Consider the following 22568-nt stretch of genomic DNA (forward strand, 5'->3'; position numbering starts at 1 on the left):
TCCATGCCGTAACCCGCGTGGGTGCCGCCCTGCAGGATCGTCGTTTCGCGCACACGATCCCGCGTCGCACGAACTCCCTTGCCAAATATTCCCGAATTTCACCGGGAGCATTCGGATCGGTTTACTCGATCCGTACGTTCCTGCGCAGTATTCGAGAGAGGGAGCCTCAACATGAAGACCAAGTTCGGAGCCATCGCCGCCATCGTGACCCTGGCCTTTTCGCCGGTCGCGGCCCTTGCGCAGCACATCGATGTCGGCCCGGGCGGCGTCAGGGTCCATGGCGACGGTCATGGTGAGCGCCACGGCGAGGGGCATCACGGGGACCGCCATGAACACCGCGAGGTCGTGCGCGAGCATCACCACCATGACGACCACCACGATGACCATCACGGCGGCGAGCGTCGCACGACGATCATCGAGCGTCACTGAGTTCTGCCGATCCGGGATCTCGTGAACCTGTTTCACGGCGTCCCGGATATCTTCATCCACGCTTCCATGAACGGCTGTTTCAGGCTTCGTTCAACTCGGCGCGCCCATCTTGAGGCATACCCCTTTGAGGAACGAGCCATGCGAGTTCGCATTCCAGCCTTGGTCGCCGTCGGCCTGATCCTGGCCCCGGCCGCCGCGTCCGCCCAATACTATGGCGGCGACTTCGACCGGCGCGGCGGGGACGTCCACGTCGACCGCTACCATCATGGCGACCACGATGATGTCGTCATCCACCGTCCGCATCGGGATTACGGCGACCGGGCGTTCTATGGGGAACGTCGGTACTACGGCGAGCGCCGGCACCACCACCATCACCACGACGACTATTAAGGTTCGACCCTGCCAAAGGGCCATCCGGCATGTACGGGTGGCCCTGAATCGTTCATAAGGCGACCATGACCACGGGACCTCGGATCAGGGCCTACGAGACGATGCGCGGCTGGTGGGCGACCACCGTGCGAGTGCTCTCGCTCGTCTTGGTCCTGGCGCTCGTCGTCCCGGGCGCGATCCATTCCGCCGAGGCCCACCGGTCCGTTGGTCACGAACTGTCCGTGTCCGCACCAACCCTGGCAGCCGCCGTCGATCACTCCGATGCCTGCCCCGCCTGCCATGCCACCTGCGGCTGCCATCAGGCACTCAGCGTCGACGGGACGCCGGCCCTACCGCCCCGCGGGACGGGGCGTGCCTCCTACGCGACCGTGACCACACCCATCGGATCGGTCTCGCCCGACCGCCAACCCAGGCCGCCTCGCGCCTGAGGCGACGCCGCCACGTCCGTGGCGCGTCCCGGCCGGCCCCACACGGGTCACGGCTGCCTCTAATTCGCGAAATACCCAGTACGGGACCGTTTCCCGCCGCCTAAGCGGCCGTGCGACGTCCCGGTCGGAACCCGGCCCATTCCCATGCGTGCATTCCTTTCCGTGGCTTTCCTGGCCATCGGCATCGTCATCGGCGGTGCCTTCCCCCGTGTGTCCGAGGTCGTGCAGGGCGCCCTCGCGGCCGCCGGCCTCACGAACGCCCGGGCGACGCCCCCAACCAATGCGGCCGTTACCAGGCCGGTGACACCCGCAGCCGACGATGGGCACGGTCACGGCGACCATGGCCACGAGCATGCCGACGGCGAGCCCAAGCCTTCCGGCGAGCACAAGCACTCCGAGGGAGAGGCCAAGCCCGAAGCCGGTGGCCACAAGCACGCCGAGGGCGAGGCGAACGGCCACGACGAGGAGGGCGAGGGCAAGATCAAGATGACGGCCGAGCAGGCCGCCGAGCAGGACATCGAGCTGGCGATGGTCGAGGGCGGGATTCTCTCGCGCCATTTGCTGGTGCCCGGCACCATCGCGCAGGACGCCGACCGGATCGCACGCGTTCCCGTGCGGGTCGTCGGCACCGTGTCCGAAATGCGCAAGCGCCTCGGCGAGGAGGTCGCCAAGGGCGAGGTCGTGGCCGTACTCGACAGCCGCGAGGTCGCCGAGGCCAAGAGCGACTTCCTCACCGCGACGGTCAAGGCTGACCTGGAGAAGACGAACTTCGACCGCCAGCAGGCCCTCTGGGACAAGCGGATCTCCGCGGAATCGGCATTCCTGAACGCGAAGGCCGCCTACTCGGAGGCGACGCTCAGGGTCGATCTCGCGCGCCAGAAGCTGTCGGCCCTTGGCCTGAACGCCGCCGAGGTGGCGACGTCCGCCAGGAAGGACGAGACCACGCCGAACCTGTCGAGCCTACGCCGCTACGAATTGAAGTCACCCCTCGCCGGGCGGGTGGTCGAGCGCAAGGTCGACGTCGGCACCGCCGTGGGCAAGGAAGGCGACCCGGCCGACGTCTACACGGTCGCCGACCTGTCCTCGGTGTGGATCGAGCTCGCGGTTCCGACCACCGAACTCTCGAAGGTCCGCGAGGGTGCCAAGGTGACCATCGTCGGCGACGCCGCCGCCCGCGGCGAGGGCAAGGTGGTGTTCGTCAGTCCCATCCTCAACCCGGAGACGCGCTCGGCTCGGGTCATCGTCGCCCTGCCGAACAAGGACATGGCCTGGCGGCCCGGCACCTTCGTCACCACCGAGGTCGAGATCGCCCAGGACAAGGTCAAGGTGCGGCTGCCCAAGTCCGCCATCCAGACCATCGGCGGCGAGAAGGTCGCCTTCGTGCGGACCCCGGAGGGCTTCGAGCGCCGGGACGTGACTCTCGGCAGGGCCGACGATGACGCCTTCGAGATCCTTACCGGCCTCAATCCCGGGGAAGAGGTCGCTGTGGCCAACTCCTTTGTCCTGAAGGCCGAGCTCGGCAAGGCCGAAGCCGACCACGCGCACTGAGGGCGGCCATCATGATCTCGAAGATCCTCGACTTCTCTGTCCACCAGCGCTGGCTCGTGGTGCTTCTGTCGCTGCTGGCGGCAGGGTTCGGTGTGTTCTCGCTGACCAAGCTCCCCATCGACGCGGTGCCAGACATCACCAACAACCAAGTCCAGATCAACACCACGGCGCCCTCGTTGTCGCCGGTCGATATCGAAAAAATCATCACGTATCAGGTCGAGACGGCACTCGCGGGCATCAAGGGGCTGGAATACACCCGCTCGCTCTCACGAAACGGGTTCTCCCAGGTCACTGCCGTCTTCTCCGAGACGACGGACATCTACTTCGCCCGCCAACAGGTTGCTGAGCGCCTTCAGGAGGCTGAGGCGGCGATGCCGTCCGGGGTTGAGCCGCGCATGGGGCCAATCTCGACCGGGCTCGGCGAGATCTACATGTGGTCGGTGCACTACGCGAAGCCCGGGGAGCGCAAGGTCTCGCCCGTCGGTAAGCCCGGCTGGCAGTCGGACGAAAGCTATCTTACCCCCGAGGGCCAGAGGCTGAGGACAGAGCTCGAACGCACAGCCTATCTGCGCACGGTCCAGGACTGGATCATCCGTCCCCAGGTGAAGACCGTGCGGGGCGTGGCCGGCGTCGACGGCATCGGCGGCTTCGAGAAGCAGTACCATGTCCAGCCCGATCCAATGAGGCTGACCGCCCTCGACCTGTCATTCGCCGACATCGGCCGTGCGCTGGAAGCCAACAACGCCAACCAGGGTGCGCGCTACCTGGAGGACAACGGCGAGGGCTACGTCGTGCGCGCCGCTGGCCGCCTGGAGACCATGGAGGACATCGGTTCGGTCGTCGTGACCACGCGCGGCGGCGTGCCGGTGCGTATCTCCGACATCGCTGAGGTCCGTATCGGGCGCGACCTGCGCACCGGCTCGGGCAGCGAGGACGGGCAGGAAGTTGTCATCGGCACCGCACTGATGCTCATCGGCGAGAACAGCCGCACCGTGGCCGCCGCCGTCGATGCACGCATGACCGAGATCCGGCGCACGCTCCCGCCGGGTATCGAGGTCCAGACGGTCCTCAATCGCACCGTCCTCGTCGAGGCCACCATCCGGACGGTGGCGAAGAACCTAGCCGAGGGCGCCGCCCTCGTCGTCGTCGTCCTGTTCCTATTGCTGGGCAACATCCGCGCAGCCATCGTCACGGCGCTGGTCATCCCGGTGGCGATGCTGATGACCATGACCGGCATGGTCCAGGGCCGCATCAGCGCTAACCTGATGAGCCTCGGTGCCCTCGACTTCGGCCTCATCGTCGATGGGGCCGTCATCATCACCGAGAACGCCCTGCGCCACCTCGCCGAGAGACAGGCGGAGCTCGGGCGCAAGCTCGAACTGGAGGAGCGCCTCGCTACCGTACGGGCCTCGGCCGAGGAGATGATCAAGCCGAGCCTCTACGGGCAGGCCATCATCATCCTCGTCTACGTGCCGCTCCTGACTTTCACCGGGGTCGAGGGCAAGATGTTCGAGCCGATGGCGCTCACCGTCATCATCGCTCTGGTCGCGGCCTTCGTCCTGTCGCTCACCTTCGTGCCGGCGATGATCGCCATCGTCATCACTGGCCGGGTCACCGAGACCGACAACCTCTTCGTCCGGGCGATCAAGGCTGCCTACCGTCCGGTCCTCGGGGCCGCCCTACGCGTGCCCATGCTGTTCGTCGCGGCCGCGCTCGTACTCCTTGTCGGCGCCGGCTTCCTGTTCAAGGGGCTGGGGCAGGAGTTCATTCCGCAACTTGACGAGAAGAGCATCGCGCTAAACGCCCAACGCATCCCGTCGACCTCCCTGACGCAGTCGCAGGCGATGCAGTTGAAGGTGGAGCAGGCCATCAGCCGATTCCCCCAGGTCGCCTACGTCTTCTCGAAGACCGGCACCGCGGAGGTCGCCTCTGACCCGATGCCGCCGAGCTCGTCCGACACCTTCGTCATCCTGAAGCCGCAGGAGGAATGGCCCGACCCGGACCTGTCCAAGGCCGAGTTGCAGGAGCAGATCGAAAAGGCCCTCGGGGCGCTCGCTGGCAACGTCTACGAGTTCTCCCAGCCGATCCAGCTTCGCTTCAATGAGCTGCTGGCCGGCACCCGCGGCGACCTTGCGGTTAAGGTGTTCGGCGAGGAGTTCGAGCCGATGCTCAAGGCCGCAAACCAGGTCGCTACGATCCTGCGCGGGACCGAGGGCGCCGACGACGTCAAGGTCGAGCAGACTGCTGGCTTGCCGTTCCTAGAAATCAAGATCAACAAGACCGAGGCCGCACGCCTCGGCCTGAGCACATCGGCCATCCAGGAGGTCGTCGGCGCGGCTATTGGCGGCCGCGAGGCCGGAATGGTGTTCGAGGGCGACCGGCGCTTCCCCATCGTGGTGCGCCTGAACGACAAGGTGCGAGAGGATCGTGAGGCCCTAGAGAACATCCCGATCCCGCTGCTTCCCGGGCTCAACGGTCGAGCATCCTCCGTACTGCTGAAGCAGGTCGCCAGCTTCTCGGTAACAGAGGGCCCCAACCAGATCTCGCGCGAGAACGGCCGGCGCCGAGTCGTAGTCACTGCCAACGTGCGCGGCCGCGACATCGGCTCGCTCGTGGCCGAGGCCCAGGCCAAGGTGGCGTCTGGGGTCTCGCTCCCGGCCGGCTACTACGTCACTTGGGGTGGCCAGTTTGAGAACCTGGCCTCGGCGCGCCAGCGCCTGATGGTGGTGGTGCCGGTCTGCTTCTTCCTGATCTTCCTGCTGCTGTTCTCGGCCCTGAACTCGGCCCGGGACGCTCTCCTGGTGTTCAGCGCCGTGCCCCTGGCGCTCACCGGTGGCATCGCGGCCCTATGGCTGCGGGGCATGCCGTTCTCGGTGCCCGCGGCCGTTGGCTTTATCGCCCTGTCCGGGGTGGCGGTGCTCAACGGCCTCGTGATGCTGACCTACATCAAGCAGCTCATCGCCGATGGGCGTCCGCAGCGTGAGGCTATCCTGGAGGGCGCCATGACCCGGCTTCGTCCGGTGGCAATGACCGCCCTAGTGGCGTCCCTCGGGTTCGTGCCGATGGCGCTGGCGACCGAGACCGGTGCCGAGATCCAGCGTCCGCTGGCGACCGTCGTCATCGGCGGCCTTATCTCGGCGACCCTGCTGACCCTCGTCGTCCTGCCGGCCCTCTACGCCAAGTTCGCAGGGAAGATCGTCGTAAGGAAGGATCGGCCCATGCCGGTCCAACCGCACCTCCGGGCCGCCGAGTAGGAGGGCCGGATGAGTAAGAAGTTAGGTCGAGCCACGGCTCACTGGGGCGCTAAGGGTGGGCGTCGCAGACGCCACGTCAGGACGCATGTCCGTAAAGCGGCCCGGCATACGTTCTGGCTCGTGATGCTGGGCGTCCCGGCCTGCGTGTACCTTCTTTACTGCCTCTGCCACATCGGTGGGGAGCCGCATTTCCACCTGACCCCAACGAACCTCAGGCATCCTTAGGACAGCTCCCCGTGGGGGGACAACGCCTCGATGATGCGGCAGTCGGCGACCGACCCGCATCCGCATTGACCAATAACGTCGCGCAGTTCGTGGGCAAGCCGGGTTAGGTCGGAGAGTTTGCGCTCGACCTCCGCCAGGTGCGCGCGGGCGATGGTATCGACTTCGGTGCAGGAACGCTTGCGGTCGTCGGCTAAAGCGAGAAGCTCCCTGACCTGGTCCAGCGTGAAGCCAAGGTCCCGTCCACGTCTGATGAAGCCCAGACGACGCAGGTGCTCGGTACCGTAGAGGCGGTAATTGCCCGCCGACCGCGCCGGCGCCGGCAAAAGGTTGACCTTCTCGTACCAGCGGATTGTCTCAACGCTGGTGTTCGTCGCCGCCGCCAAATCGCCGATGGTCATGGAGGATGTGTGCGCCATGGCCTTGACCCTGTAGTTGCTACAGGGCGCATGTAGGTTCTCCGACCCGTCGGCACGAGGCCCAGGTCGACGGAGCTTGCCATGTCAGGGCCAGGAACCATGGGTGCGGTCCCCGCCGGTACCGCACTGCGCTACCGCGTTAAGGGCATGGACTGCCCGAGCTGCGCGACCAAGATCGAGACGGCCGTGACGCGCCTGCCCGGCGTCGGGGGCGTGCGGGTTAACTACACGGCCCAGGTCCTCGACCTTGTGCTCGACGAGGCTGCCACACCCCGAGCGGACCTGGAGGAGCGGATCACTGGTCTCGGCTACGGCGTCGCCACCCTGCCCACGGCCGCCGACCTCGCCCGTGCGCACGTCACCGGAGCGGACATCCCCGCCATTGAGGACGAGGAGGCGGAGCCGTCCGTCTGGCGCAGTCGCAAGGGCCTGCTGGCTCTGGCCATCGCCGGCCTGTTCGCTGCCGGCTTCCTCCTCGATCAGGTCCAACCGGGCCTAGCCGGTGAGTACGCCTACTGGCCCGGCGCGCTCCTTGGGCTCGCCTTCTACGGACGCCGGGCCATCGCCGCCGCGCGCAACGGCTCGCCGTTCTCCATCGAGATGCTGATGTCGGTCGCGACCGTCGGAGCTCTGGCCATCCATGCCGCCGAGGAAGCCGCGGTCGTGGTCCTGCTGTTCACCGTCGGCGAGATGCTCGAAGGCTTCGCGGCCGGCCGATCCCGCGCCGGCATCAAGGCGCTCGTGGGCCTGGTGCCGAAGACGGCGCGTTTGATCGAGGAGGACGGCGTCGTGCGCGAGGTGCCGGCCGCCTCCCTGGTGATCGGCCAAACCGTGCTGGTGCGCCCGGGTGACCGCGTCCCTGCGGACGGCGAGGTCACGGACGGCACGTCGAGCCTTGACGAGTCCCCGATCACGGGGGAATCGGTGCCCCGGCCAAAGGAGGTCGGGGACGCCGTCTATGCCGGCAGCGTCAATGCGGACGGGGCCCTGCAGGTCAGGGTCACCCGGATGCCGTCGGACAACACCGTCGCCCGCATTCTGCACATGGTGGAGGAGGCGCAGGCTTCGAAGTCGCCGACCGCCCGGTTCATCGACCGCTTCAGCGCCGTCTACACCCCGGTCGCCTTCGCGGTCGCCGCGCTGGCGGCGCTTGGCCCGCCGCTGCTGCTCGGCGCCGACTGGGGCACCTGGATCTATCGCGGACTGGCGTTGCTCCTCATCGCCTGCCCCTGCGCCCTCGTGCTCTCGACCCCGGCCGCCATCGCCTCGGGTCTTGCCGCCGGAGCGCGGCGGGGACTGCTGGTGAAGGGCGGCGCCGCCCTGGAGACCATCGGACGGGTGCGTACCGTCGCGTTCGACAAGACGGGGACGCTCACGGCAGGGCGTCCAAGGGTCACCGACGTCCTCCCATTTGCCCCGGACATGACGGATCGCACCCTGCTCGGGCTCGCGGCGACGGTGGAGGCCGGATCGAGCCACCCCATCGCTCGTGCGATCCTCGAACGTACGGAGGCCGACGCCATCCCCCTGCGCCCCGTACGCGATGCCCGTGCGGTTCCCGGCAAGGCCGTCCAGGCCACGGTCGCCGGTCGCACGGTCGCGGTGGCATCCCCGCGCCACGCCGCGACGCTGGCCAGCCTCTCGCCGGAAGCGGAAGCGACGGTGCAGGCCCTTGAGGAAGCCGGCAAGACCGCCGTCGTCGTGGTTCGGGACGGAGAGGCGCTCGGCGTCGTGGCGGTCCGGGACGAGCCCAGACAGGATGCGGCCGCCGGCGTCGCGGCCCTGCGCCGGCTTGGGGTCGAATGCGTGATGCTGACCGGCGACAACCGGCGCACCGGCGAGGCCATCGCCAAGGGCCTGGGACTATCGGTCCGGGCCGACCTGCTGCCGGCCGACAAGCTCGCCGAGATCGGCGCGTTGAAGGAGGTCGGCCCGGTCGCTATGGTCGGCGACGGCATCAACGACGCCCCCGCGCTCGCCTCCGCCAGCGTCGGCATTGCCATGGGCGGCGGCACAGACGCGGCACTGGAGACGGCTGACGCGGCCATCCTCAACGACCGGGTATCGGACGTGGCCGCCCTCGTGGCGCTGTCCCGGGCGACGCTCGGCAACATCCACCAAAACGTGGCCATCTCGCTGGGGCTCAAGGCCGTGTTCCTGGTGACGACGCTCGCAGGCATCACTGGGCTATGGCCGGCCATCCTGGCGGATACCGGGGCGACCGTCCTGGTGACGGCCAACGCCCTTCGCCTGCTCCGGGCTTGAGCCGATGCGTCTCATACGGGAAAGGGCCGGGTTCGGCGCCCTCGTCGTAATCGCTGTGACCGCGGCGGGCACCGACCTGTGGACCAAGGCGCTGGCGGTCGACAGGCTTTCCGACGAAACCGTGCACGCGGTACTGCCGATGCTCGACCTCAGGCTCGCGTTCAATCATGGCATCAGCTTCAGCCTGCTTCCGGCGCATGACGCGACGTCCTTGGTCGTCCTTCTTGCGCTTCAGGGAATGCTGACGGCCTACGTTGCCCGGTTGGCATTCCGCGCGACCGGAGCGTCGGAAGGAGTTGGTTTCGCCATCATGACCGGCGGTGCACTGGGAAACCTCATCGACCGATGGGTGGACGGCCGCGTCACGGACTTCCTCGACCTGCACCCGGCGGAGGTGCATTGGTTCACCTTCAACATGGCCGATATCTGGATCAGCCTCGGGGCCGCCTTGATAGCTTGGGAGGCAGTCGGCAAGCCGGGCGGGCCGAGACCACCAGCGCCGCTTGATCGGGCCGCCCTACGGGTCCCTTAACGGCGTCATTTCGGTCGTGCCCGTAATGGTCGAACGGCCTGGCCGCAGGCATGGACGATGCGGTCCTGCTAATTGAACGAATGCTGGGATGCGTCCGTCCCTTCAGTCAGGCGGAGGATGCGTTTAGGAAGAACGGCGCATGGGGTCCTATGCCTCGATGCCGGCCTCGCCCGCGACATGGTCGGGCTTCTCGACTTGACCGCGTCGCTGAAGCTGGAGGGCCACGACCCAGCACAGGACCGCCCAGGCCGACCCCACGCACCAGCCTGCCAGCACGTCGGTCGCGTAGTGGACCCCGACATAGACCCGGCTCAGCCCGACGACGACCGTGAGGAAGACGGCCAGCCCCATGAAGTACGCCTTCAGGCGAGCGCCCGCCGCCACGCGCGTCATGAGGGCGCCGAGTGTCAGGTAAGTCACGGCGGAGAGCATGGCGTGGCTGCTAGGGAAGCTGGCGGTGAACACCTGGATGCCGCCGGGGATCTCGGGTCGGGGCCGGTTGAAGAGGAGTTTCAGCCCGAAGCTGATGACCGTCCCGCCCAGGATCGATCCCACCACCAGGACCGCGGCCCCCTGCTTGCGGATCAGGAGCAGGTACCCTGCCACAGCCGCGATGAGGAAGCAGAGGACCACCATGCTGCCCAGGGAGGTCACGTCCCGGGCCATCTCGTGCAGCCAATCCGGTCCAATCGGACCAGCCGCGCCGGGTGGACGGAAGAAGTGGGCGACGCGGGTGTCGAACCCCATCGTGCCGCCCTCCATGACCTTGTCGGCCAGGAGACCAAACCCGAGGATGAGGGCGGCGACGCAAAACAGCGTCACGGGCAGACCGATCTCCCGCTTGCCGAGGCGCGCCATGATACCGGCACGGGCGGACGGAGAGGACTGGTTCATGCGCCCGAACTCCTGGATCGGTCCCTTGACGGTTGCTGGCTCGGGACACTCACCGCCTCATGCGGCAGAGCCGAAGAACCCGTTCGGATCCTCGCCCGTTCCCCCGCGGTGAGCGGCGAGCCAAGGAGAACCCGCACCTTTGTTGCCCGCAATGGTCGCATCCACGCCGAGATCCCTGTGGAGGAGGGCCTGAAACGTCGGATATCGACCCCGAGGCCTAGTGGTCGAAACCTGACGCTTGATACCGTCCGCTTCCGACCCAACTACGCCGTAAGAGCAAGCCAACGTATCTCTCGAAAGCAGACGTTGCAGTCGATCTCGCCGTGCGAGGGCATGATCTCGGATCTCCGCCTTTCAGAGTGGTGACGCCGCCGCATCATTCCTCTGACTGCTCCTGGGTGACGGCCGTATGCCGTGGTTGAGGACGAGTCGGCGGTCACGCTGACGTCACCAATCTTTTTCGTGTGTCAGTGGAATAGACGCGCCCGTTCGGCATCTCTCCCGATGCGGTCATGGTCGACCGCGGGAGACCTCACTCATGCACACCATGCTGATCCGCGCTGCCTTTGCGGCCTTCGCCTTCTCCGCCGCCGCCGCCCAGGCCGCTGCGCCTGCGATGACGGCCGAGACTGCCAAGGGGCCGGCGCTCGTCGATGCCAAGAGCATGACCCTCTACACCTTCGACAAGGACATGGGCGGCAAGTCGATGTGCAACGGCCCCTGCGCCGCCAACTGGCCGGCCCTGATGGCCGCCTCCGGCTCGGCTGCTAGTGGCGACTGGACGATGGTGACGCGGGACGACGGCACGATGCAGTGGGCCTACAAGGGCAAGCCGCTCTACACCTTCGCCAAGGATACGAAGCCCGGCGACATCACCGGCGACGGATTCCTCAACGGTGCATGGCACATCGCCAAGCCCTGATCGGTAAAGCCTCGTGGACGAGATCGCCGCCCTCATCGAACCGCAGATCCCAGCGTTGCGGCGCTACGCAGTCGCACTGTTGCGGGACCGCGAAGCGGCGGATGACCTCGTCCAGGACACGTTGGAGCGGGCGTTGTCCGGCTGGTCCGGACGTCGCCGCGACGGCGACCTGCGAGCCTGGCTGTTCACGATCGAGCGCAACCTGTTCCTCGGCACTGTTCGACGCCGGGGCCGGCGCGGCATCGATGTCGGCGCTGAGGCTTTGGAGCAGGTGCCCGATCCGGGTGCCGACCCCGAGGCCGTTATGGGGGCACGCGACGTGCTCACCGGACTCGACGCCCTGCCCGAGGAGCAGCGCTCAGTGCTACTGCTCGTCGCGGTCGAGGATCTGTCTTATGCGGAAGCGGCGCAGGTGCTCGGAGTACCGCTGGGCACGGTGATGTCGCGGTTAAGCCGAGCCCGGGAGCGGATGCGAAGTTTTCTGGAAACGGGCCGAACCGGCTTGTTGAGGAGGGTGAAATGAGCGGGGATCCACGCCCGGTCGGCGAGGACGACCTGCACGGCCTGATCGACGGTCGTCTCGAACCGGAGCGGCAGGCACTGGTCGAGGCATGGCTCAGGGGAAACCCCGCGCGGGCGGCCGAGGTCTCGGCGGATCGCGCCCTGCGCGAGCGCTTGCGTGCCCGCCTCGCGCCGATCGCCGAGGAGGCGATCCCGGCGCGGCTCCGGGTGGCCAACATCCGCTCGCGACATCGCCCGATAACCGGGCGCTGGCTTCCGGTCGCGGCTGCGGCCGTGCTCTGCCTCGCGGTTGGCGGTGCCGCCGGCTGGTTCGGCCATGCCGCGCGGCAGGTACCCACGGTCACGCTCGCGCGAACCGAGCCGGCGACCGACGACGCGGTGGCGGCCTTCCGCACCTACGTGGTCGAGGCGGTGCATCCAGTGGAGGTGCGCGCCGATGAGAAGCCACACCTCGTGACGTGGCTCTCGAAGCGCCTCGGCCGGGCGGTGACCACCCCCGACCTCACGGCCTACGGCTTCCGCCTGATGGGGGGCCGGCTGCTGCCGGCGGGTTCCGAATCCGCCGCGATGCTGATGTACGATGACGATCACGGCACCCGGCTGACGCTCTACAGCCGCGTAGGCGATGCGGATGGCCGCACGGTGTTCCGCTTCGCCCGCGAGGGCGACGTCGCCGCCTTCTCCTGGGTCGATGGCGGCATGTCCTACGTCGTCACCGGTCGCACCGACGAAGCGCGGCTTTTGACCGTCGCGCAGGCGGTTGACGCGCAGGTCCGTGGATTGCCGGTTCCGCCGCGGCAACCATGACCCTCGACCAACTCCGCATCTTCGTGGCGGTGGCCGAGCGGCAGCACGTAACCCGGGCTGCCGAGGCGCTGAACCTCGTGCAGTCGGCGGTCAGCACGGCGATCGCCAATATCGAGGGACGACACGCGACCAAGCTGTTCCATCGGGTCGGCCGCGGGATCGAGCTGACCGAGGCGGGACGCGTGTTCCTCGTCGAGGCCCGCGCGGTGCTCGCCCGGGCCGAGGCCGCCGAGCTGGTGCTCGCCGACCTCAGCGGCATGCGACGCGGGACGCTGGCCCTCTACGCCAGCCAGACCATCGCCAGCGACTGGCTGCCGCGCCACCTTGTCGCCTTCCGCCGGGCCTACCCTGAGATCGCCATCCGGCTGGCGGTGGGCAACACCACCGACGCTGCCGATGCGGTCCGCGCCGGGCAGGCCGAACTCGGCTTCGTCGAGGGGGCGCTGGACGACCCGACGCTCGCGAGCACCACCATTGCTCATGACCAGCTCGTCCTCGTGGTCGCCCCAGGCCATCCCTTCGCCGGAGCGACCGCCCTTGAACCCAAGGACCTCGCCGGGGCCGACTGGGTGCTGCGCGAGGGGGGATCGGGAACCCGCTCGGCCTTTGAGGCGGCGCTGGGTGCGGCCGGCCTCGCTGCGGCTCAACTCCAAGTCACACTCGAATTGCCCTCGAACGAGGCGGTCCGCGCCGCCGTCGAGGCCGGGGGCGGGGCCGCCGTGCTGTCCGAGACCGTGGTCGCCGCAGCGCTTCGAGCCGGGACCCTGGTACGGGCGGCGTTCGCCCTGCCGAGCCGGCCGTTCCGGGTACTGCGCCACAAGGAGCGCTACCGCAGCCGGGCCGCCGACGCGCTGCTCGATTTGATCGCAACGGCGGATGCCGAATGAGCGAGCCCGCGAAACCCGTTCCCCCCGACGACCCGCGGGTCAGGCTCGCCGAGGACCGCACGGTGCTGGCAGCCGAGCGCACCTTCGTGGCGTGGCTTCGCACCGGGCTCGCCTTCCTCGGCGTCGGCCTGGCCGCGCAGCGCTTCCTGCGAGAGGTGCTGGCGGTCTGGCCACTGAAGGTGCTGTCGCTCACGCTGATCGCCTGTGCGCTCGCCTCGTTCGCCGGCGCCGCATGGCGGGACCGAGCGATCCGGGCGCGACTCGCTCATGCCGAGATCCCGATGATGCCGCGCATCCTCACCGTCGGGGTTGCGGCCCTGCTCATCGCGATCTCGGGCCTCGCTGCCACCGCCCTGCTCTGGGCGTGACGGTCAGGCCACCGTTACCCGCACCCGGTGCCAGGCGGCGCTGAGGTAGCCCTTGTAGTTCCAGGTGTCGTCCGGCGCCGCAGGCTGGGTCTGGCCGGCGGAATCCCAGGCCCGTACCGCGAGTTCGTGCTCGCCGGTCGTCAGCTCGCGCTCGATCTCCCAGAACGTCCAGGCGTAGGGTGCGTCGGCGTCGCGGTCGATCCGGGCCTGCGCCCAGCTGCGACCGCCATCCGTCGAGACATCGACGCGGGCGACCGCGCGGTCACTGGCGATGGCGTAGCCGCGGATCGCGTGCCGGCCGGCCTTCAACGCCGCGCCGCGGGCGGGCTCGCAGATCGCGCTGTTGAGCGGCATCGCCTCGATGGTGATGCCGTGGGCGGGGTCCGCGGTCTCGGCGGTCACGTCGGGCGGAAACAGCTTGTAGTCGTCGGCCTGCATCGGGTTGTTGGAGGGGTGATCCTGCACCGTGATGCGGGCGAGCCATTTCGGGCTGCGGATGCCGGCAAAGCCCGGCACCACAACACGCAGCGGGTGACCGTGCTCGGGGGCGAGAAGCTCGCCGTTCATCGCGAAGGCGAGCAGCGTCTCGGGGGCGAGAGCCTTGGCGAGCGGGATCGAGGCGCCGAAGCGCGTGTCCGTATGGGCGATCCGGTCGTGGCTCTCGAAGGCGACGTGACGTGCGCCCCCCGCGTCGAGGCCGGCCGCGCGCAGCACCTCGGCGAGGCGCACGCCGGTCCATTCCGCGTTGCCGATGGCGCCGGGCGCCCACGGGTCGCCGGAGACCGGCGCCACCGCCAGCATGTCGGCCCGGCGGTTGCCGGCGCATTGCATCACCGCCGTGACGGTGACGGGCGCGAAGCGTTCCTTGAGATCGGCGAGCGAGAGGTCGAGCGACGTCGCGACCATCCCGTCGATAATCAGGCGGTAGCTGTCGGCGTCGAGGTCCGGGATGTCACCGTGGCTGCGGACGTAGAAGTCGGCCTGATCAGTCAGGAAGGCCGCGCGCAGGCGATCGAGCGGCGGCTCGGCGTTGTAGGGCGCCTTTCCGTGGACGATGAGGCGGTCCTTGCGCTGGAACAGGCCGAGCATGGGGTCTTTGTCCTGCGTTCGTGACGTGTCGACATCGGGAACGCGCCGGGAGCCGAGAAGGCACCCGGCGCGCGACGCCTCAGGGCTTCATGGTCGAGATGACCGCGTTCTTCGCCCGGTCCACCACGGCGACGCTAAGGTCGCGGTTGAGGACGTAGGCGTGGGCGTTGTCGGCCGAGAACGCGATCGCCTGGCGCGGCTCGTTCAGGCCGGTCACCGTGGCGACGACCTTGAGGGTGCCGGTGTCGATCACCGACAAGGAGTTGTCCTTGAGATTGCCCGAATAGACGAAGCGCCCGTCCGGGGTCAGCGCGGCGCCGTAGGGGTCCTTGCCCACCGCCACCTCGGACGTGACCTTACGGGCGGCGACATCGACCACGCCGATCGTGTTGCGGCCGCTGTTGGCGGCAAACAGCGTCTTACCGTCCTTGGTGATCGAGATGGCGCGCAGCTTGTCGAACCCGGCGATCTCGCCGGTGATCTTGTTGGTGGCGGTATCGACCAACGTGATCTTGTCGCCGAGGAAGTTCGTCACGAACACGGTCTTGCCGTCCGGCGACAACTTCACGCCCTGGCGCGGCTGCGCGAAGCCGGGGATCACAGCCTCGGCGAGCATGGTCCTGGTGTCGAACACGGTCAGCGTGCTCGCGGCCTCGTTATTGACGTAGAGCTTGGTCCCGTCGGCCGAGAGCACCGTGCCGAACGCGCCGGGGCCCGCGGCGAGAACGCCGGCTTCCTTGCCGGTGGCGGTCTCGTAGACCGTGATCCGGCCGGTGCCGCTGTCGGAGACGTAGAAGCGGGCGCCGTCCGGCGCGAACACGATGTTGCGCGGGGTCACGAAGCCGTCGAGGCGGCGCAGCACCGTGCCCTTGGCGACGTCGTAGACGATGACGGCGCTCTCTTCGCTGTTCGACACAGCGGCGACCGTACCGGCGGCGTTCAGCGCCAGCGCGTTGTTCTTGATCGCCCCGTCGAAACCGGCGGCGAACCCGGGCTGGCCCTGGGCGAGGAGCAAGGCGGCTCCGGCGACGAGGGCGCGCAGGCTGGTGCGGATATGGGTCATGAAGCGTGTCTCTCGGGCATGCGCGCTCGTTCGGCGGCCGGGGCCTGCCGTGAGGGCTGGTTCGAAATCGGAAATCCGTCGTGCAAGGCCGGGCCGGCCGTGCATCGCCCTGAGGAGACGCCGGAAGGCGCGGTCTATTCCCCGAGGCCGGCGAAAAAAGCGCGGCGGCCTCGGGAATCGGGGGTTCAGGGCGTCGGCTTCAACGCCGTGAGGTAATCGATGATGGTCTGCACGTCGGCCTGATCGACCGGTGCCTTGTAGACGTGAACCATCTTGTTCACGGTCTCGGTCCACTGCGCCTTGGTGAGCTTGGGCTGGGTCAGCACCATCCCGGCCGAGTGGCAGGCAAGGCAGTTGTTGTTGACGGCCTCGGCCCCCGGCCCGTCGGGGAAGATCCGGTCGGAGGTCGGCATCGCAATGGATTGCGAGGTGAAGCGCATCGGCTCGGGGGCCGGGGCGGCGAGCGCCACCAGAGGAGACAAGGCGAGCGCGGCGATGAGGGCCGCAGGGCGGATCGGGTTCATGGCTGGTCTCCTCAAGCGGCCTGGAAGGACACGGTCTCTATGCCGTTCTGCATGAAGCCGTTGGCGTTCCAGACCTGGTCCATGCCCTGGGCGACGCCGTTGGTATTGGTGCAGCGGACCTTAACCGCATGGGTGCCGGCGGCCAGCGCCGGCAGGCTGCCGTCGAAGCGGCGGAAGCTGTAGGGGCCCTCGTCCGCGCCGAGTTGCGCCGGAAACCACGTCGCCCCGCCGTCTCCGGAGAAGTCGACCGCCTTTACCCCGCAATCGCCGCCGAAAGCGATGCCGCGAAGGGCCACCGGCGTTCCGGCCGCCACCTTGGCGCCGTCGGTCAGGTTGGTGACGAAGGAGCGCGGCACCATCCTGTTGATCGGCACCGTCTTGAAGCCGGTCTGGCCGGGCTTGATGTTGGCGCCCGGCACGTCCGGGATGCGGTAGGCGGTCTTCATCCAGTACCCGTCGTCGGGCTTGTCCAGCACCTCGATGTCGGACAGCATCTTGACCCAGTAGGTCGAATACCAGCCCGGCACCACGAGGCGGAGCGGGAAACCGTTGAGCAGCGGGAGCTGCTCGCCGTTCATCGCGTAGGCGATCATCACCTCACCATTGTTGGCGTGGTCGAGATCGAGCGACTTCTTGAAGTCCGGCGCGTCGTCGACCACGGGCTCGTCGAGGCCGTTGAAGCGCACCTGCACGGCGCCGGACTTCACCCCAGCGCGTTCGAGCACGTCCTTGAGGCGTACCCCGGTCCAGCGGGCGTTGCCCATCGAGCCGTTGGCCCATTGCGCGCCGGGCACCCGCGGCTCGAACAGCCCGCGTGAATTGCCCGAGCACTGGTTCACCGCGGCGATCTCGAAGCGCGGCAGGCCGGCGATGGCGTCGAGCGAGAGCGAGAGTTCCTTATCGACGTGGCCGTGGACCTTAAGACGGAAGGTGCCGGCATCGACTTCGGTCGGGATCGAGGCCCAGTGCCAACGGACGTAGAAGCGGTCGTTAGGGGTGAACACGCCCTCGTCGAACACCGAGAACGGCGTCTCCAGCAGCGGCGGATGGGTGCGTTGAAGGATCATCTCGGCCTTGCCCGGAAAGGCGGTGGTCAGCGCCCGCTCGTCCGGGCCGCCGGGCAGCGGAAGCTTCACCGAGCCCGCGGCCCAGGCCGGCATGGCGGCGGCGAGGCTGCCGACCCCTAGGCCACCCAGGACGAGGCGGCGGTTCAACGGTTCGTGCAGATGGCGCATGATGTCTCCCTGGAATCGTTTGTTGGGCCGCGTCGGCCGGTCGCTGGATCTCGGTGTCGCCGTCGGCGGACGGCATTGGCGTCGGTCGGGACGGTTCGGTCTCGCCGCCGGAAACTCGGGTCGTCGATCCATGTCATCCCGGCAAAGAGGCGTCCTCTCCGTGAACGAGATGCTACAGCGAGATGATTATTCCACCCAATGATCGTTAGAGATCTGAACGATCTCCGATTGCGATCATCCGAAGATTTCCGATCTCCGATCAATGGCGGGCGGCCGGATCAGATGATCGTCAGCCAGGCGGTGCCGACGGCGGCGACAGTCAGGGCGACCGTCCAGAACAGGACCCAGCGCATATGACCGCTGGTCTCGCCCTGCCGGGCCTCGTCAGTGGTCTCGAAGGTGGGTCGGGTCATGATGGATCTCCCTGTCATTCGGGTGTTCGAAGGCTTCACGTGCCGCCGGACGGATGCCCGGCGGCCAAGGGGGCGCTGTCAGCGACCGATCAGTTCCCGCGCCGGGCCGCCGGTCTCCTGGCCGCGGCCACGGGCGTAGGCCGGGAGTGCCGGGTTCTTGGCGTTGGCGCCATCGGCGTCGCCGTAGATCGGTGCGGATGGGCTGGTGATGAAGCGGACCTGCGGAGCGCGGAGGCCCTGGGCCTGCGAGAGGCCCGTCATGCCGACGAGGGCGGAGGCGGCGAGGGCGACGGCAGCGATCGTACGGGTCATGGTCGATATCCTTCTGGTCGGGTCGTCACGTCGGTTCGTGATGACAAGAAGGTAGCGGCCGACAACCATTCATACTAATGGTTTGATTAGCTAGTTTTAATCGATTGTTTTGATGATTAAGCGCCGCTTGCGAGTTGATGTTTATCGCGGCGGCGCGCGATGCGGGGTCGTGCTAGAGCCGGTGCGTTGACCCTCCGAAGCCCAAGAGCGCCCCGTGTCCGAATCCAGTCTGCTGGCGATCAGCACAGGCCTAAAGCCGCTCTCGCGCCTCCAGCATCCGCGGGACGTGATCCGACAATTCACGCCGAACTGGTTCACCGTGGTGATGGGCACTGGCGTGGTCGCCTTGGCCCTCGACCGTCTGCCGGAGACGCATGCCCTGCTGGCCCCTGTGCCGCTCGGGCTCTGGCTCGCCTCCGTCGTGCTTTTCGCCACCTTCTGCCTAGTCTACGGCGCGCGCTGGATCTTCTACTTCGATGGCGCCCGACGGATCTTCGGACACTCGACGGTGTCGATGTTCTTCGGGGCGATCCCGATGGCACTGGCGACGCTGCTGAACGGGCTGCTGATATTCGGTCCGCCCTATCTCGGCGCAGAGACCGTCCGAATCGCACTGCCACTGTGGTGGTTCGACGTGGCGCTCGCTCTGATCTGTGCTGTCGCGATCCCCTACCTGATGTTCACCCGTCAGGAGCACCGCATCGACCAGATGACGGCCGTATGGCTGCTGCCAGTGGTGACAGCCGAGGTCGTCGCCGTCTCCGGTGGCCTGCTCGCTCCAGCCTTGAGCGGCGAGAGCCAACAACTCGCCGTCATCGTCACGAGCTTCGTGCTCTGGGGCGTCTCGGTCCCGCTGGCGCTGAGCATCCTGGCGATCCTGGTGCTGCGCATGGCGCTGCACAACTTGCCACCGCGTGAGATGGCCGCATCGAGCTGGCTCTCCCTCGGTCCGCTCGGAACCGGGGCGCTCGGCCTGCTCGTGCTGGGGCAGGCCGGTGGCCCGATCCTCGCGGCAGGCGGTTTTGCCGGCGCGCCCGAGATCCTCAGGATCACGGGCCTGATCGGCGCGCTGATCCTCTGGGGCTACGGCGCCTGGTGGTTTCTGCTCTCGCTCGCCGTCACCGTGCGCTACCTACGCGCCGGCGTTCCGTTCAACCTCGGCTGGTGGGGCTACATCTTCCCGCTCGGCGTCTATGCCCTGGCCACCCTGCGGATCGGCGAAGTGACGGCACTCAGCGGGTTCGCCTGGCTCGGAGCGGGCCTCGTCGGCCTGCTGACCCTACTCTGGCTGATCGTGTCCGTGCGCACGTTGCGCGGGGCCTATCGCGGGGAGCTCTTCGTCTCGCCCTGCCTCGCCGGGGCCTGACCGGGCCTCGGGCGCATCCGATCGGTTCAAGCGAGGCCCAGCACGCGGATCAGACCGAGGCTGACGGCGCCGAGTGCGACGAGCGAGGCGACCACCGCCAGGGTCACCCGCGCCCCGGCCTTGGCGACGCTGCGCACATCGACCCCGAGGCCGAGCGCCGCCATCGAGACCACGGTGAGCAGATTGGCGGTCTCCGACATCGGCGCGAGCGCGACCTGCGGAACCAGCCCGGCCGAGCGAAGGCCCGCGAGCGCCAGGAAGGCGAGGATGAACCACGGCACCAAGCGGTGGATCGCGAGGCCGGCGCGAGCAGGGCGGTCGCCAGCGGTGACGCCGGGGGCGGCCTCGTCGGTCTCCTCGCGCAGCCGGCTTGCGCCGAGCGAGAGCATCAGGACGACCGGGCCTAGCATCAGCACCCGGACGAGCTTCACCAGGGTTCCGACCTGGACGCTGAGCGCCGCGACCGGCGCGGTGGCGGCGAGGACTTGCGGAACAGCGTAGACGGTGAGGCCGGCGAGCACGCCGTACTGCATCGGCGACAGACCGAGCAGCGGCACCAGCAGCGGTAGGCCGAGCACCACCAGCACGCCCAGCACCGCGGTGAAGGCGATGGAGGCGGCGACGTCCTCGCCGTCGGCGCCGATCACCGGTGCCGTGGCCGCGATCGCCGAGTTGCCGCAGATCGAGTTCCCGCAGGCCACGAGGATCGCCATGCGCGGATGCAGCCCGAGCGCTCGGCCGATGCCGTAACTCGACAGGATCGCCACCGCGACGACGCCCGCAATGCCGAAGAGCAGGCCCGGTCCGGCGGCGAGGATCGTCGCGAGGCTGAGCGACGCCCCGAGCAGGACGACCGCGATCTCCAGCACGGTCTTGGCCCCGAAGGCGATGCCGGGAAAGAAACGCTGCGACGGGGTCCAGGCGGTGCGAATCGCGCTCCCGAGCAGGATCGCCAGTACCAGGGCTTCGAGCCAAGCGCGACCGAACAGATGCGCCTCGACGGCCTCGAAGCCGACCGCTGCGGCGGTGACCGCCACGCAGAGGCCCAGTCCCGGAAGGATGGCTCTCGTGCCGGCCAAGGCGTGCATCGATCGAGGGTGGGAGAAAAGTCTGGGCGCGGACATGGATGGCTCCGATGTGATGCCGGAGGATCCCAGGGCCCGTTCATTCACTCCAACGGAATGATTAGATGCTTGCCATCACTGAAATAGATGAAAGCAGGACCCCTTCAGAGTTTGCGGAGACCCATTGTGGAGGGCCGACAGGCGGATTCACCCGTCGATCCAGCGGGCCTTGATCGTCGTGTCCGCAGCAAGCTCATAGATCCTGACGGAGCCCGTCGCGAGTTCAAGGTGCTCGACCTCCGCGGGGCTCAGGTCTTCAAGCGCCATGACAAGCGCCCGCAGGCAATTGCCGTGGGCGACGACGAGCACGTCTCCGCCCATAACCGCCGGCTGGATGGTTCGGAGGTAGCATGGGACGATGCGGGCGACGGTATCGCGCAGGCTCTCACCGTTCGGCGGCGCCTCGGCGTAGGAGCGGCGCCAGGTCTCGATCCGCTCCGCCCCCCAGCGCGCATCGGCGGCGATCTTGTCGAGCCCGCTGAGGTCGCCGTAGTCTCGCTCGTCGAGCGCGGCGAAGCGTTGGGGGACCAATCCGGGTTGCCCGAGCGCATCGAGAATAAGCCGGCCGCTCACGATCGCCCGCGTCAGCGTCGAGGTGAAGGCTGCGGAAAAGCGCCAGCTGCGCTCGGCCAAACGCCGCCCGGCTGCCTCGGCTTCCATCCGGCCCTGCTCGGTCAAGGGCGAGTCCAGCAATCCCGTGAACAGGCCGGATCGGTTGGCTACGCTCTGGCCATGCCGGACCAGCACGAGATGTCGCGTGACCGGGGCTTTGCAATCGTGAATCACGCTGTCTCCCGAGGCAGAGCACTTTCGTGCCGGTCGCATCGCCTCTGATGATGTCGGCATCCGACTTCAACGAACTTCGACCATGCGATGGGTTGGACCGTTCATCCGGAGTCGGCGGGTCATCCTAGGTCCGCTTAAGAACGTCTCGCGACTGAAAGCAGCCAAGCTGCTTCCCACCCCAAGCTGACCTCGCGAATGGGTACCAAGCGTCAGATTTCAACCACTAGGGGCCCGCATCCACGGGACCTACGGAAACGGCGCTAGGCAACCATGCTCCGATGGCGCAAAAGAAACCTATGTTATGCGGCAACCTACCGGCCAGGCCGGCCTTTGGTATCCATGCCCCTGCCTGACCCCGCCGATGCCCCCCATGTCCTCGTGGTCGACGACGACGCCCTCATCCTGATGGATGTGTCCGACATCCTGGAGGATGCCGGTTTCGTGGTTCTTGAGGCGATGGACGTCGCCCAGGCGACGCGGGTGCTCGACGAGCACCATGGCAAGGTGCAGCTGCTGTTCACGGACGTGCAGATGCCCGGGCCGGACAACGGCTTCGACCTGGCGCGGCGGACGGCCGTGACGTGGCCCCACATCGCCATCGTGGTCGCCTCCGGCAATGTGCGACCTGAACCCGGGGACCTGCCCGATGGGGCGACGTTCATCGGGAAGCCGTTCAGCCCCTCCTTGGTCCGGCACCACGTGCGCGAGACGATGCCGTCGGAGAAGCACCCCGGGCCCCTTCGGAGGTAAGCCCGGGATCGGTTGGCCG

The 22568-nt window shown here is 67.9% G+C and carries 24 protein-coding genes; 14 read left to right on the forward strand and 10 right to left on the reverse strand.

The window, feature by feature from the left end; all coding sequences use genetic code 11:
* The first annotated feature begins 171 nt into the window (after positions 1-171).
* From A3OM_RS0113465 to A3OM_RS0113485, 5 genes are all read left to right on the forward strand, one after another.
* Positions 172-429: a hypothetical protein gene (locus tag A3OM_RS0113465; protein ID WP_018044283.1), complete on the forward strand. Its 258-nt coding sequence runs from the start codon at positions 172-174 to the stop codon at positions 427-429.
* Between the two features lie 138 nt (positions 430-567).
* Positions 568-819: a hypothetical protein gene (locus A3OM_RS26145; RefSeq protein ID WP_192216543.1), complete on the forward strand. Its 252-nt coding sequence runs from the start codon at positions 568-570 to the stop codon at positions 817-819.
* A gap of 65 nt (positions 820-884) precedes the next feature.
* Entirely contained in the window at positions 885-1247 is a 363-nt protein-coding gene (locus tag A3OM_RS0113475) for a hypothetical protein (RefSeq protein ID WP_238254234.1), read from the forward strand.
* A 144-nt stretch (positions 1248-1391) separates the two neighbouring features.
* A complete protein-coding gene (locus A3OM_RS0113480; RefSeq protein ID WP_018044286.1) occupies positions 1392-2795 on the forward strand; it encodes an efflux RND transporter periplasmic adaptor subunit in 1404 nt (467 codons plus the stop codon).
* Positions 2796-2806: 11 nt separating this feature from the next.
* The gene (locus tag A3OM_RS0113485; RefSeq protein ID WP_018044287.1) at positions 2807-6049 is read left to right on the forward strand and encodes a CusA/CzcA family heavy metal efflux RND transporter; all 3243 of its coding nucleotides are present in this window, start codon (positions 2807-2809) and stop codon (positions 6047-6049) included.
* Between the two features lie 221 nt (positions 6050-6270).
* Here A3OM_RS0113485 and A3OM_RS0113490 read toward each other — a convergent pair whose 3' ends face one another.
* Positions 6271-6672, reverse strand: coding sequence for a helix-turn-helix domain-containing protein (locus A3OM_RS0113490; RefSeq protein ID WP_026176009.1), 402 nt, complete (start codon positions 6670-6672; stop codon positions 6271-6273).
* A gap of 117 nt (positions 6673-6789) precedes the next feature.
* Between A3OM_RS0113490 and A3OM_RS0113495 the strand changes: the two genes are divergently transcribed.
* On the forward strand, positions 6790-8955 hold the full coding sequence (locus A3OM_RS0113495) for a heavy metal translocating P-type ATPase (RefSeq protein ID WP_018044289.1): 2166 nt from the start codon (positions 6790-6792) through the stop codon (positions 8953-8955).
* A 4-nt stretch (positions 8956-8959) separates the two neighbouring features.
* Positions 8960-9487 (forward strand): signal peptidase II, encoded by a 528-nt coding sequence (lspA, locus tag A3OM_RS0113500; protein WP_018044290.1) that lies wholly within the window; start codon positions 8960-8962, stop codon positions 9485-9487.
* 147 nt (positions 9488-9634) lie between these two features.
* Here the strand turns inward: lspA and A3OM_RS0113505 are convergent, their stop codons facing one another.
* Complete coding sequence (locus tag A3OM_RS0113505; protein WP_018044291.1) at positions 9635-10381, reverse strand: phosphatase PAP2 family protein; 747 nt, start codon at positions 10379-10381, stop codon at positions 9635-9637.
* Positions 10382-10919: 538 nt separating this feature from the next.
* On the opposite strand from A3OM_RS0113505, the gene A3OM_RS0113510 reads away from it, so the two are divergent.
* The 5 genes from A3OM_RS0113510 to A3OM_RS0113530 are packed head-to-tail and all read left to right on the forward strand — an operon-like array spanning position 10920 to position 13887.
* Entirely contained in the window at positions 10920-11303 is a 384-nt protein-coding gene (locus A3OM_RS0113510) for a hypothetical protein (protein WP_018044292.1), read from the forward strand.
* 13 nt (positions 11304-11316) lie between these two features.
* The gene (locus tag A3OM_RS0113515) at positions 11317-11826 is read left to right on the forward strand and encodes an RNA polymerase sigma factor (protein ID WP_018044293.1); all 510 of its coding nucleotides are present in this window, start codon (positions 11317-11319) and stop codon (positions 11824-11826) included.
* Positions 11823-12632 (forward strand): anti-sigma factor, encoded by an 810-nt coding sequence (locus A3OM_RS0113520; RefSeq protein ID WP_018044294.1) that lies wholly within the window; start codon positions 11823-11825, stop codon positions 12630-12632. Before A3OM_RS0113515 ends, A3OM_RS0113520 begins: the two co-directional genes overlap by 4 nt.
* Positions 12629-13519, forward strand: a complete 891-nt coding sequence (locus A3OM_RS0113525; RefSeq protein ID WP_018044295.1) for a LysR family transcriptional regulator — start codon at positions 12629-12631, stop codon at positions 13517-13519. Before A3OM_RS0113520 ends, A3OM_RS0113525 begins: the two co-directional genes overlap by 4 nt.
* Complete coding sequence (locus tag A3OM_RS0113530) at positions 13516-13887, forward strand: DUF202 domain-containing protein (RefSeq protein WP_018044296.1); 372 nt, start codon at positions 13516-13518, stop codon at positions 13885-13887. The genes A3OM_RS0113525 and A3OM_RS0113530 overlap by 4 nt, the downstream gene beginning before the upstream one ends.
* Before the next feature lie 3 nt (positions 13888-13890).
* On the opposite strand, the gene A3OM_RS0113535 is transcribed toward A3OM_RS0113530, so the two are convergent.
* From A3OM_RS0113535 to A3OM_RS0113560, 6 genes are all read right to left on the reverse strand, one after another.
* The gene (locus A3OM_RS0113535) at positions 13891-14976 is read right to left on the reverse strand and encodes a sulfite oxidase (RefSeq protein ID WP_018044297.1); all 1086 of its coding nucleotides are present in this window, start codon (positions 14974-14976) and stop codon (positions 13891-13893) included.
* A gap of 79 nt (positions 14977-15055) precedes the next feature.
* On the reverse strand, positions 15056-16039 hold the full coding sequence (locus A3OM_RS0113540; protein ID WP_018044298.1) for a beta-propeller fold lactonase family protein: 984 nt from the start codon (positions 16037-16039) through the stop codon (positions 15056-15058).
* 185 nt (positions 16040-16224) lie between these two features.
* Positions 16225-16563: a cytochrome c gene (locus A3OM_RS0113545; protein ID WP_018044299.1), complete on the reverse strand. Its 339-nt coding sequence runs from the start codon at positions 16561-16563 to the stop codon at positions 16225-16227.
* A gap of 11 nt (positions 16564-16574) precedes the next feature.
* Positions 16575-17798 carry a molybdopterin-dependent oxidoreductase gene (locus tag A3OM_RS0113550; RefSeq protein WP_018044300.1) on the reverse strand — a complete coding sequence of 408 codons (1224 nt, stop codon included), beginning with the start codon at positions 17796-17798 and terminating at the stop codon, positions 16575-16577.
* 278 nt (positions 17799-18076) lie between these two features.
* Positions 18077-18211: a hypothetical protein gene (locus tag A3OM_RS26595; protein ID WP_018044301.1), complete on the reverse strand. Its 135-nt coding sequence runs from the start codon at positions 18209-18211 to the stop codon at positions 18077-18079.
* 78 nt (positions 18212-18289) lie between these two features.
* Positions 18290-18523 carry a hypothetical protein gene (locus A3OM_RS0113560; RefSeq protein ID WP_018044302.1) on the reverse strand — a complete coding sequence of 78 codons (234 nt, stop codon included), beginning with the start codon at positions 18521-18523 and terminating at the stop codon, positions 18290-18292.
* A 214-nt stretch (positions 18524-18737) separates the two neighbouring features.
* Between A3OM_RS0113560 and A3OM_RS0113565 the strand changes: the two genes are divergently transcribed.
* On the forward strand, positions 18738-19889 hold the full coding sequence (locus A3OM_RS0113565; protein ID WP_018044303.1) for a TDT family transporter: 1152 nt from the start codon (positions 18738-18740) through the stop codon (positions 19887-19889).
* A gap of 26 nt (positions 19890-19915) precedes the next feature.
* Here the strand turns inward: A3OM_RS0113565 and A3OM_RS0113570 are convergent, their stop codons facing one another.
* Both A3OM_RS0113570 and A3OM_RS0113575 read right to left on the reverse strand, forming a co-directional pair.
* Positions 19916-20977, reverse strand: coding sequence for a putative sulfate exporter family transporter (locus tag A3OM_RS0113570; RefSeq protein WP_018044304.1), 1062 nt, complete (start codon positions 20975-20977; stop codon positions 19916-19918).
* Positions 20978-21160: 183 nt separating this feature from the next.
* Positions 21161-21799, reverse strand: a complete 639-nt coding sequence (locus A3OM_RS0113575) for a 2,3-bisphosphoglycerate-dependent phosphoglycerate mutase (RefSeq protein WP_018044305.1) — start codon at positions 21797-21799, stop codon at positions 21161-21163.
* A 339-nt stretch (positions 21800-22138) separates the two neighbouring features.
* On the opposite strand from A3OM_RS0113575, the gene A3OM_RS0113580 reads away from it, so the two are divergent.
* A complete protein-coding gene (locus A3OM_RS0113580; protein WP_051074325.1) occupies positions 22139-22549 on the forward strand; it encodes a response regulator in 411 nt (136 codons plus the stop codon).
* Positions 22550-22568: the final 19 nt, after the last annotated feature.

Source organism: Methylobacterium sp. 88A, from assembly GCF_000376345.1.
Classification (GTDB): Bacteria; Pseudomonadota; Alphaproteobacteria; order Rhizobiales; family Beijerinckiaceae; genus Methylobacterium; species Methylobacterium bullatum.